Genomic DNA, 10,772 nt, shown 5'->3' with positions numbered 1-10,772 from the left:
CACTTATACAACCCATAAAAAACCCTACAACACAAAACACTTTACAAACCTTAACAACCTCCCCCATAATAAAGACATCATACGAACCTCGAAAAATACATAGCAATCATAAACACATGACCACCACCATTCAACAGCGCTCCAGCGCCAACGTATGGGAACGGTTCTGCGAGTGGGTCACCAGCACCGAAAACCGCCTTTACATCGGCTGGTTCGGCGTCCTGATGATCCCCACCCTCCTAACCGCCACCACCTGCTTCATCATCGCCTTCATCGCTGCTCCTCCAGTAGACATCGATGGTATCCGCGAACCCGTAGCAGGCTCCCTGTTGTACGGCAACAACATCATCTCCGGTGCGGTTGTACCTTCTTCTAACGCGATCGGTCTGCACTTCTACCCAATTTGGGAAGCAGCCAGCTTAGACGAATGGCTCTACAACGGTGGCCCTTACCAGTTGGTGATTTTCCACTTCCTCATTGGCATCTTCTGCTACATGGGTCGTCAGTGGGAACTCAGCTACCGCTTGGGTATGCGTCCTTGGATATGCGTAGCATACAGTGCACCTGTATCTGCGGCTAGCGCAGTATTCTTGATCTACCCCTTGGGTCAAGGTAGTTTCTCGGATGGTATGCCTCTGGGTATCTCTGGAACGTTCAACTTCATGATTGTGTTCCAAGCAGAGCATAATATTCTGATGCACCCGTTCCATATGCTGGGTGTAGCTGGTGTGTTCGGCGGTAGCTTGTTCTCCGCTATGCACGGTTCTTTGGTAACTTCTTCTTTGGTTCGTGAAACGACTGAAAATGAAAGCCAAAACTATGGCTACAAGTTCGGTCAAGAGGAAGAAACCTACAATATCGTGGCGGCACACGGTTACTTCGGTCGTTTGATTTTCCAATATGCTTCGTTCAATAACAGCCGTTCTCTGCACTTCTTCTTGGGTGCATGGCCGGTGGTTGGGATTTGGTTTACTGCTCTGGGTGTGAGCACGATGGCTTTCAACCTGAACGGTTTCAATTTTAACCAATCTGTGATGGATTCTCAAGGTCGTGTGATTGGTACTTGGGCTGATATTATCAACCGCGCTAATTTGGGTATGGAAGTGATGCACGAGCGCAATGCTCACAACTTCCCTCTGGATTTGGCTGCTGGTGTTCAAGCTCCGATTGCTATGACTGCTCCTGCTATCAATGGCTAAGTTTGAAATTTAGCTAATCGAAAAGCGCTCTCCTAAAAAGGGGGGCGCTTTTTGGTTTTGGAGATATTATTGATTTAGCATTTGGCGAATATCATGTCCGGTGGCATCGGTAGTATATGAGTGATGCGAAAGATTATCTGTGGGAATCGGGGGTTAAATTTTTACCGCAGATGTAGGCAGATAAACGCAGATAAACGCAGATAAGAAAGGGATTTTTTATGCAACCGATGCTACGGAATATGATATAACTGGCATATTAAATAGATGCCAAAAACAAAAATTTAACAATGGATAGCGCCTAATTCCGGTTTGGTCGATCGCACTTCCAAACCTTCAAGCATCGACTCATATTGATAAAGCACTTCAATCGGGTTAGGCAATTGTGGCGGAGGTAAAGGATCGGGTTTTGACCGAAAATATGCGGCTAAATCTGAAATTGCTCTGCTGGCAGCAATAGTATCTCCAATCGGAACCAGACGACCCAAGGGCCATTGATTCAACCATTCATTGACTACTTCGCGGGAACCGGGATTATCGTAGGCGACTACTCCTTTACCAGCTGCGATCGCTTCTTGTAGCACGCGGGGTCGCCCCTCATTATCCGAGCAAAGTAATACCGTTTCTACATTATTTAAACAATCGAGTACTTGTTGCCGGGAGACGCTACCTTTGAGGACAATTTGTTTTTCCAGTCCATAGCGGTGGATGCGGTTTAACATTTCTCCTCGATCTGGGCCATCTCCACACACAGTCAGGTGGACATCTTCTCCGTTCCTAACCAGAATTCGCACAATTTCTACTGCATCTAACGGTTTTTTTCTTGCCTTGAGTTGAGCTGCCATCAGCAAACGAATCGGCTCTTTTTGTCTTCGATCGTAATTAGAGGTTATGTTGAAAGCGGGAAGATTAGTAGTAGGATTGAAAGGAGGAAGATGAATCGGGTTTGGTAAAAAAATTGTGTTGTTGACGCCAACTACTCGGTTGATGGATGTGGCAAGATGCCGAGCAATACAAACAATTTTGTCGCAGCCTCGATAAAGGTTAAGCAATTGTTCTTTGACAGCAAGGTCAATGGAATTGCTTCCAGCAAGACTATTGATGTAAGCACCCCGAACTATAAGTACGACTGGTTTATCGCGATGAACCGAGCGAACGGCTTCAAGGTGCCAGAGAAAAGATTCGCGACCGAGAATTACTACGTCGAAAGGGCCATGTTCTAGATAGGCTGCTTGAACTTGCCGATCGATATCTAATTGCGCCTGTGCGCTAATATTTAAATCCCCAGGAAAGTCAGCCTGAATCCACATCAATCCAGGATATTGCGTTAGATGAGTTGCAGTTTTGTAGGGGGCAATGTGCAGAACTTCATGCCCAAGGCTGCGTAATCCACAGGCTAGTTCTTGGCTGGAGTGAGCCGATCCGCCCCCATGTGGAGGGTGGACGCTTAACAGTAAAATTTTCATCTGTCTTCCCCCGTGGAGACCCCCACTGTACCCGTAGGGTCAGTGGTGGGAGGAAACGGGGGACATTTTATGGGGTTCAATACCCCTAAAATGTCCAAATTACTGTGCATAGGAATACCCATCCTTTTTGTGAATGTGTTTGCAATACTTATGGCTAATGCCTTGAACCAGCCCATCGGCTGTTGAGATATTGAAACTGCCAGTGGCACGAGTGGCTACCCGACCAACGTAAGCCCCAATCTTTTTCCCAGAGGTGACAATCGCTTCCACAATGTCACCTGTCTGAAAACCTTTGTGAAACTTGGTTCTAGAGCAGTAACGAACAGGAAAACCCCATTTGTCGGTACGACACTGCTGACGGGTAACGAAAACTTTGGACATTACTGTCCCTCCTTTCGGGTAATGTTAGCTTCGACAATGTTTAAGGTCGGTACTATCTCAAAGCACTGCTTCCCAAATAGCTGTTTAACTTTTGAGTTCTAGAGCTTGGAACTAGCTACGTATTCCAAGGTAGGAACTTTAACACTTGCCTTAAACGGAGGTACTTCTACCTGAGTCTGGTCAACTAGGGCTGTATTTCAAGCCCCCACTGACCCTACGGGTACAGTGGTGGGTTGTTGACAAAATTTAACCAAATGTGACCTAAGCAGTGAGTTTTGCCACAGCTTGAGTTGAATGCCAAGGGTATAGTTAGGGGCTAAAATCAAGGGTTTCAGCGATTAAAAACGCCCTAACTGACTTTCATCGATCGCTATAAGTTTTACTTTAAAGTTTATTCATGATAGATTCAAATGCTCTTTTTTGTTAACTTGATAAATTTTATTTATTATTAAAGTCGCGAATTTTGAGGGATTGTGGAGGCGCTTGAAACAACTACGCGCCCCGGAATTGAATAGACCTCTCCAAAAGAATCTCAAAGGGCAGGCAGGATGCCTACCCCACAAGAATTTTTGAAGATGTCTAATAGACCTCTCCGCCAAAAGAATCTCAGAGGGCAGGCAGGATGCCTACCCCACAAGCATTTTTGAAGATGTCTAATGTAAAGCTTCTTGCACGATGAGAAACGAGTGTTGCAACCAAGGCTTATAATAACCACAAAGTCCGGTATCTCGCTCAAGATATCGTAGATTATCGGAGGATTGTGATGAGCAAGTGGCAACATACTCCCAAAGTGGGGAGGTACTCGATCGAGCTAATCGTGATTTATTTTGTGAGAGGATTGCAGGCTGTTCGACAGCTGTGGGGACGCCCGGTAGGAAATCGGTCAAATTTCAGTTCGCTAAAAAGCTTTGTTTTCTTGTTTTTGCTGGGAACTAGCTTGAGCATTGCGATCGCATCCTGTGCGGGCAAAATTTCTGATGCCGGTGGATCTGCCAACGCGACTGGTAACAAAAATAACGTTCAGCTCACCTTAGTTTCTTACTCTGTCACCAAAGCCGCCTACGATCGCATCATTCCTAAATTTGAAGCGCAGTGGAAAAAAGAACACAACCAAAACGTCAACGTCAACGGTAGCTATGGTGCTTCCGGTTCCCAAGCTACTGCTGTAATTAATGGTTTGGAAGCAGACGTTGTACACCTGTCGCTCGCGCTTGATGTCGATAAAATTGTCAAGGCAGGTTTAATTCAACCGGGTTGGGAAACAGAAGCGCCATCAGATGGAATTGTGACCAAATCTGTAGGTGTAATTGCTACTCGCGAGGGTAACCCCAAAAATATTAAAAATTGGGCAGACTTAGCAAAAAATGGCATAAACGTAATGACTCCCGACCCCAAAACTTCTGGCGGAGCCCGCTGGAACTTTCTTGCTATTTGGGGTTTTGTAACCAGAACTGGTGGGGATGAGAATACAGCGCTGGACTTAACTACCAAAGTTTACAAAAATGCACCTGTGCTACCCGTAAGTGCGCGTGCAGCCAGCGATCTGTTCTTTAAACAAGGTAAGGGCGATGCCTTAATTACCTATGAAAACGAAATGATTCTCTCGGAACAATTTGGCGACAAACTCCCGTATACCGTACCGGATGTAAATATATCGATCGACAATCCTATTGCTGTTGTGGATAAAAATGTCGATAAACACGGCACTCGCGAAATTGCAGAAGCATTTGTCAAATTTCTGTACACCCCAGAAGCTCAGCGAGATTTTGCTGCTGTAGGATTTCGTCCCGTTAATCCCACAGTAGTAAAAGAAGTGGAAAACAAATTCCCCAAAGTGCAAACGCTCTTTACAGCTAAAGATTTAGGAGGTTGGGGTAACATTCAGAATAAATTCTTCGATGACGGCGCTATCTTTGACAAAATTCATACCAAAAAGTCTTAGAGAGCGTTATTTGTCGATCGCGAATATTTTTGTAGGGACACGGCATCATTAAAACTTTGGATTGCTGACATTATTTTATAATGCAATGTCCCTACAGCTAAGCTTGTAGCTTGTAGGTTGGGTTGAGGGACGAAACCCAACTTGTGAGCTTGTAGTTAGCTTGTAGGTTGGGTTGAGGGACGAAACCCAACTTGTTAGCTTGTAGGTTGGGTTGATATCAAATCCGGGTTATTTACCCCCTTTATATTTTTCCTCTTCTCTCCCCTGCTCCCCTGCTCCCCTGCTCCCCTGCTCAGAAAGCGCTTCATTATAACGGGGGTCGTTAACCCGGATTTAGTATGAGGGACGAAACCCAACTTGTGAGGAGAGAAATAGTTGGGTTTCGCTTTGCTCAACCCAACCTACAATTACAACTACAATTACAACTGTTTTTCGGTGAGATGATTTAATTTGGATTGAATATAGGCTTTAAATATTGGATTGATGTGAAAGTGCGATCGCGCTCCCATTTGCACTTTTTCTACTAAGCCGCGTCGCGCTAATGATTGGATGATTTGCCAAAATTCCGATTTGGATAATTCGCGATCGCCTGGTTGTGAAATATCTACAGCTTCGGCTTGACTGGCTAACCAGTAACTCACCTTTTTTTCTGACTCGGATAAACGCTGTAAGTGAGATTCTAAAATGTGTTCTAAGTCACCTAAAAATATTTCATTTTGTTCAGCTAAAAACAGAGATACGCTACCGTTAAATAAATCTTGTATTGTTGAAGCTATAATTTTTAACCAGCAAGGATGACCTTGATAGAGTGTAATTAATTCTGACCACTTATCCTCATCTGTTAAACCTTTATCTCTCAAAATTTCTTCTGCTTGTTCTGCTAACCCTTTTAGGTGTAACGTGCGCGTGGAGCGATTTTCTGCTTCTAAGGTAGCGACTTCTCTCGGTTTTTCCCAACTGAGGAGGATTACACAACTTTGGTGAGACGATGTGGCGATTTGTTTAAATAATTTGCTATAATCATCATATTCTGCCAAATATTGTCCGGCTAATTGACCGCTTTTAAAAATATTCTGCACGTCATCAAGGATGACTAAACAGCGATCGCAGCGCAAATAATCGATGAGTGCGGGTAATGGGTTTTGTTGCGATCGCGCAAAAAATTGTTTGAGTTCGGTTTGCAGTGCTGAAAGTGTGGGAGTGTCACTGAGACTTCGCCAAATAATATAATCGAATTCGGTTTGGATTTCTTCGATGAGTTTGAATGCGATCGAACTTTTGCCTATTCCACTTAATCCGTATATAGTAATCAAGCGCGTGCGTGCTTGCAAAATCCACTCTTTGAGGGTGGATAGTTCGGAAGTGCGATCGTAAAAGTTAGTTAGTTCGGGTGCGTCTGTCAAATCGACGATCGGTGAGGGATTTTGGCTTTGGGGGGCGTCGGGGGGAGAGTGCGATCGGGTTTGTGTATTTTCAATATTTCGTATAATTTGGCTACAAATATTAATATCAATTTCTTGTAATAAACAATCTCCAAAATGGGAAACTTGGGAAACGCTATGTTTTTTCTCTAACTTAGAACGAAAATTAAATTTATTGAGGTCTTCTCCTAATTCTTCACGCAACTTTTCCCATAGCTTAGCAGCTTCTTTTTTAACGTGCGATTCACTACAATTAAAATATTTAGCTATTTGAGGATATTTTTGTCGTTGCCAAACACCCGTTAGTATCGCTTCTTGTATAGGTGTGAGATGTTGTCCAGTGTCATTAAAAATCAAGTTATCAGCCCACTGTAAAATATCTTGAATATTATTCATAAGTAGATACACATAGATATTTTGTGTAATATATCCTACCAAATCCTACTTTGTCAACCGAATTGTACCAAATCCTACTAAATTTTTTCAGGATACTTAGAAAAATTGGGTGCTAAATAATACCATTTACACTTGTCACATTATGATGTTACAAAATAGGATTGGAGAAGCAACCACCCTCATATTAGCGTTAGTTGTAATCTCATGTTTGAGCTATCTAAAGCCTTTGATGCTGGCTACTACTCGATGACCAATCCAGATTTAACAGCCGCTGGTTTGGTGAATCCCGAACAGTTATTTAACCACTTTTTTCAGTTCGGTACTAAGGAAGGACGAAGCTTTTCCCCTTATGTTGACTTAAATTTTTATGGAGGAGCGAATCCAGATTTAGCGGCTGGTGGTGTGACAACACCCAAACAGTTACTTGACCATTTAATTACTTATGGCATCAATGAAAAACGCTTGTTTTCTCCAAAGGTTGATTTAAACTTTTATGCTGCTGCTAATCAAGACTTAGGGGCAGCAGGATTGACAACGGGCGAACAGTTATTAGACCACTTAATTAATTATGGTGCGAGAGAAGGACGGCAACTCGTTTTTCCTGCGTCCCCGCCACCTGAAATTTTATTCCCCGCTCCTCCTCAAATTCCTAATTTACCTCTTTTAGGATTGGCAGAGATTAGTGGTAGCCGCCTTTTAAACAACCAGATAAACAGCAATCTAGAAAAGGATGTCAATCTAATATTAAGCACCAGTTTAAAAACTGCGATAGGTCAAATGGAAAATTTTGTTACCGAACCAGATTTTTCTAAAAAGCTAACTATAGCTTTTGAAAAAAACCTTAATTTGGAATCGGCAAAATCTTTAATTCAAGACTTGGCCAGCGGTAAGCTTCTACCGGAAATAAAAATAGTTCCGCTTAAAGATATCAATGGCTATAATGGGGCCTTTGATGCTCTAACCAATACAATTTACATCTCCAAAGAATTCTTGCAGGTAAATGCGAATAATCCAGACCAGATTGCCAGTGTACTTCTTGAAGAAATCGGCCATTCGGTAGATTCTCGCGTCAATGCGATCGATGCTTTGGGCGATGAAGGAGAAATTTTTTCAGCTTTGGTTCGAGGAGTGAAATTGAGTCAGGCCGATCTTTTGACTTTAAAGTCTGAAAATGACCAAGTTATTATCAGTCCCAATGGACAGCCTATTTTAGTTGAAACATCATCCTCCGCGTGGACAGCTACTTTTTGGGACTGGAACTGGAATAAACTAGGAGATACTACGTTTTCCAAGCGGATTGATGGATCAAATGGTGTAGATGTAACCTGGGGAAGTAACTCTGTCATGGGACGTTCTGACTATTTCGTCGCAGGAATGTGGAATTCCTCATACTTTGATGCCAATAAAACCTATAAGTTTCGAGTCAACGCTGATGATGGATTCCTTTTATATGTTAGTCCTGACGGTAAAAACTGGAATTTTTTGTCAAGCCCGAATCAGTGGGAGTATGCTTACGAAAGGAATGACAATTACAAAACTTTCAAGCAATACAGTTTTACCCCTAGCAACAGCGGCAACTATTATGTTTATGCTTTTGTTTTTGAAAAACAAGGAGATGCGTATTTTGACTTGTCCTGGGATAATGGCTGGGATAAAAATCGTGGCGGATTGAATTATGCAGACGGCGATACAACTCTTCAATATATGTACGAGGAGATAAAAAATAATGCCTCAAGTGACTATGCGAAAAACATAAATAACTTGAACAAAAACTGGTGGAGTTCATGGTCAGCGAAAAATGAGTGGTACAAAAAAGTAAACGACGGGCAAGAATGGGATCATAAGCCCAAATTAGACTCTCTTTTAAACTTGAAGGGGTCAAATGATTATTTTTATCCGGTGTGGGGGAATAGCAATCGTGAGTTTTATTACGATATCTGGTCAAATATTCACTACGGTTACGTTGGCAAAGCCGCTGGGTTTTCCGATTCCGATCTACAAAATTATGCCTGGTGGAATGATTTGGGAAAATTAAATTTTGATTTTAATGATTCTAAAGCGGTCAAGTTAGGCATTGAATTATGGAATGAAACAGGAGGCAATCCCAATAATTTAACGCCCGAAAAATTGCGCCAAAAAGTAATTAGCCAAGCGTCATCACTTAACGGAACAGATAACATTGTAAATGGAGCGTAGAAAGCGATTAGCTATAACTAATATATTGCACAAAGTTTTCACCAGCCAGGGGTTAAAACCCCTGGCTGGTGTGGACAATACTACCGATTAAGGCATATTTTAATACCAGTCGCGTGCAGGTACAGGTGCAAGATGTTGTCAGCGCATACCCACTACAATAAAATTGCTCAAATTACCCAAAATGATTCCTGAATTAGACCAAATTGCTTTAACCACTGATTTACCAGAATATAGTTTAAAAACAGGCGATATTGGCACTGTAGTATTAGTACATCAAAAAGGTTTGGGATATGAAGTAGAATTTATGACACTCACCGGACACACTGTTGCAATTATTTCATTATTTAGTTCTCAAGTGCGTGCGATCGGCGATAGAGAAATTGCCCAAGCGCGAGTTCTCACATAATTATTGATTTGTTTGGTAATCCGAGTTAGTTTAGTTAGATTCCCAAGGATTAACAATCGTAATACCACACCCTTCAAAATCAGAAACATTACGAGTGGCAAGAGTAGCTTGGCGAGTGTAACAAATACTAGCTATTTGAGCATCAGCTTGGGAGATTGGTTTACCGATTCGTCTTCTTTCGGCGGCAATTGTAGCAAAAGCGATCGCTGCTGTTTCATCAAATGGTAAAATTCGCCCACCCAAATCTTCAGCAAACATCAATTGAGCTGCTTGGCTGAGTTCAGTTTGGCGTTTTCCAGAAGGTAACAAAGCAATCCCATAAAGAATTTCAGCTTGAGTGATAGTTGTCGTAAAAAGATTCGTTATTGGTTGCGCCGCTACCCATTGACGAAGTATTAAGGAGCCTTTCGGGTGCATCAGTTCGGACACTACATTAGTATCAAGTACAATCATGTAAATCTTCAAAATTAGGTGGTTCGCGTAAGGGTTCTCTAGCGATAGTCGGGAGTTCAAAATCTCCAAAATCGGCAAAACGACGCTCGATAGCTAAGACAAGATTTAAGGGTTTGACACTGTTTTCTGTCAAGACAGCGCGGAGAATTTCTTTGGCTTCTTCTTCGAGCGAACGTCCATAATATTCGGCTCGCTTTTGCAGACGGTTTTTCAGGTCATCATCAAAGTTTTGAATCGTGATATCGATCATAGAATCAGTGGGCATCTGAATTTAGTACGATAAACTAAGTATAGCAATCTAGAACTAAACAGGAAGCTGATGCTCCAGACTTTTGACTTCTCCTCCTCCCGCTTCTTTTTGACTTTTGACTTTTGACTTTTGACTTTTGACTTTTGACTTTTGACTTTTGACTTTTGACTTTTGACTTTCCTACCCCTTAGCTATAATTTTTAATTGATTGCGGACATTATTTTTTGCGTATCTAGCAATTTTTTTCCATCTGCATTGTCGATACAAATAGAAGTGCCGATGGCATTGGCAATGTCATTGATGACAGTAAACGTAGAAACAAAGGAAACAACACCCGGCACCTGTTGCCGAGGTCTAATTGTGCTACCGATGCTACAACAATACTCTCGCCATTCTCCCGTAGGTTGGGTTGAGTGAAGCTTTAGTTGGGTTTCGTACCTCAACCCAACCTACAAAGCTGCGGTACTTCCTATATCACAAATAATATAATTTGGCAATCGTAAGATCGCTGTTTTTTAAGAAAACGCTAATAGTAGTGTAGTCTAAGTTGCAATATACCCTACAGCTAGTGTAAGGTTTTAGATCCCAGTTGCTCTAACTTACGACAGGGAAGTAAAGGAGTCGATGAGGCGTCACCCGATTTTGGATGAGAGGATTTTGGATGA

The 10,772-nt window shown here is 42.3% G+C and carries 9 protein-coding genes and 1 pseudogene; 4 read left to right on the top strand and 6 right to left on the bottom strand.

Annotation, left to right across the window (positions count from 1 at the left end):
* Positions 1–116 precede the first annotated feature (116 nt).
* The gene (gene psbA / locus ACE1CD_RS20960) at positions 117–1,199 is read left to right on the top strand and encodes a photosystem II q(b) protein (protein WP_374826137.1); all 1,083 of its coding nucleotides are present in this window, start codon (positions 117–119) and stop codon (positions 1,197–1,199) included.
* A 281-nt stretch (positions 1,200–1,480) separates the two neighbouring features.
* Here the strand turns inward: psbA and ACE1CD_RS20955 are convergent, their stop codons facing one another.
* Both ACE1CD_RS20955 and ACE1CD_RS20950 read right to left on the bottom strand, forming a co-directional pair.
* Positions 1,481–2,662 (bottom strand): glycosyltransferase family 4 protein, encoded by a 1,182-nt coding sequence (locus ACE1CD_RS20955; RefSeq protein WP_374826136.1) that lies wholly within the window; start codon positions 2,660–2,662, stop codon positions 1,481–1,483.
* A gap of 99 nt (positions 2,663–2,761) precedes the next feature.
* Positions 2,762–3,031, bottom strand: a pseudogene (locus ACE1CD_RS20950) (HNH endonuclease); the annotation flags it as partial.
* Positions 3,032–3,806: 775 nt separating this feature from the next.
* On the opposite strand from ACE1CD_RS20950, the gene ACE1CD_RS20945 reads away from it, so the two are divergent.
* Positions 3,807–4,985, top strand: coding sequence for a sulfate ABC transporter substrate-binding protein (locus ACE1CD_RS20945; protein ID WP_374826135.1), 1,179 nt, complete (start codon positions 3,807–3,809; stop codon positions 4,983–4,985).
* A 419-nt stretch (positions 4,986–5,404) separates the two neighbouring features.
* Here ACE1CD_RS20945 and ACE1CD_RS20940 read toward each other — a convergent pair whose 3' ends face one another.
* Positions 5,405–6,802, bottom strand: a complete 1,398-nt coding sequence (locus tag ACE1CD_RS20940; RefSeq protein WP_374826134.1) for an NB-ARC domain-containing protein — start codon at positions 6,800–6,802, stop codon at positions 5,405–5,407.
* Positions 6,803–7,006: 204 nt separating this feature from the next.
* Here ACE1CD_RS20940 and ACE1CD_RS20935 point away from each other — a divergent pair, with 204 nt between their 5' ends.
* Together ACE1CD_RS20935 and ACE1CD_RS20930 are read left to right on the top strand one after the other, a co-directional pair.
* The gene (locus tag ACE1CD_RS20935) at positions 7,007–8,998 is read left to right on the top strand and encodes a polymorphic toxin type 44 domain-containing protein (RefSeq protein ID WP_374826133.1); all 1,992 of its coding nucleotides are present in this window, start codon (positions 7,007–7,009) and stop codon (positions 8,996–8,998) included.
* Positions 8,999–9,179: 181 nt separating this feature from the next.
* Positions 9,180–9,404, top strand: a complete 225-nt coding sequence (locus ACE1CD_RS20930) for a DUF4926 domain-containing protein (RefSeq protein WP_374826132.1) — start codon at positions 9,180–9,182, stop codon at positions 9,402–9,404.
* A 30-nt stretch (positions 9,405–9,434) separates the two neighbouring features.
* Here ACE1CD_RS20930 and ACE1CD_RS20925 read toward each other — a convergent pair whose 3' ends face one another.
* The 3 genes from ACE1CD_RS20925 to ACE1CD_RS20915 form a co-directional block, all read right to left on the bottom strand.
* Complete coding sequence (locus ACE1CD_RS20925; protein ID WP_374826131.1) at positions 9,435–9,857, bottom strand: type II toxin-antitoxin system VapC family toxin; 423 nt, start codon at positions 9,855–9,857, stop codon at positions 9,435–9,437.
* Positions 9,844–10,122: a plasmid stability protein gene (locus ACE1CD_RS20920; RefSeq protein ID WP_374826130.1), complete on the bottom strand. Its 279-nt coding sequence runs from the start codon at positions 10,120–10,122 to the stop codon at positions 9,844–9,846. The genes ACE1CD_RS20925 and ACE1CD_RS20920 overlap by 14 nt, the downstream gene beginning before the upstream one ends.
* 185 nt (positions 10,123–10,307) lie before the next feature.
* The gene (locus tag ACE1CD_RS20915; RefSeq protein ID WP_374826129.1) at positions 10,308–10,550 is read right to left on the bottom strand and encodes a hypothetical protein; all 243 of its coding nucleotides are present in this window, start codon (positions 10,548–10,550) and stop codon (positions 10,308–10,310) included.
* Between the last annotated feature and the right edge of the window lie 222 nt (positions 10,551–10,772).

The sequence above is a fragment of the Aerosakkonema sp. BLCC-F183 genome, from assembly GCF_041929145.1.
Taxonomy (GTDB): domain Bacteria; phylum Cyanobacteriota; class Cyanobacteriia; order Cyanobacteriales; family Aerosakkonemataceae; genus Aerosakkonema.
The sequence above is the reverse complement of the archived record's forward strand: the minus strand, read 5'-3'. Positions and strand labels throughout refer to the sequence as shown.

What these genes read in the sequence shown, in the direction of transcription:
- psbA (WP_374826137.1), top strand. Translation starts at nt 117, where the DNA reads ATGACCACCACCATTCAACAGCGCTCCAGCGCCAACGTATGGGAACGG.
- ACE1CD_RS20945 (WP_374826135.1), top strand. Translation starts at nt 3,807, where the DNA reads ATGAGCAAGTGGCAACATACTCCCAAAGTGGGGAGGTACTCGATCGAG.
- ACE1CD_RS20955 (WP_374826136.1), bottom strand. Translation starts at nt 2,662, where the DNA reads ATGAAAATTTTACTGTTAAGCGTCCACCCTCCACATGGGGGCGGATCG.
- ACE1CD_RS20920 (WP_374826130.1), bottom strand. Translation starts at nt 10,122, where the DNA reads ATGCCCACTGATTCTATGATCGATATCACGATTCAAAACTTTGATGAT.
- ACE1CD_RS20925 (WP_374826131.1), bottom strand. Translation starts at nt 9,857, where the DNA reads ATGATTGTACTTGATACTAATGTAGTGTCCGAACTGATGCACCCGAAA.
- ACE1CD_RS20935 (WP_374826133.1), top strand. Translation starts at nt 7,007, where the DNA reads ATGTTTGAGCTATCTAAAGCCTTTGATGCTGGCTACTACTCGATGACC.
- ACE1CD_RS20930 (WP_374826132.1), top strand. Translation starts at nt 9,180, where the DNA reads ATGATTCCTGAATTAGACCAAATTGCTTTAACCACTGATTTACCAGAA.
- ACE1CD_RS20940 (WP_374826134.1), bottom strand. Translation starts at nt 6,802, where the DNA reads ATGAATAATATTCAAGATATTTTACAGTGGGCTGATAACTTGATTTTT.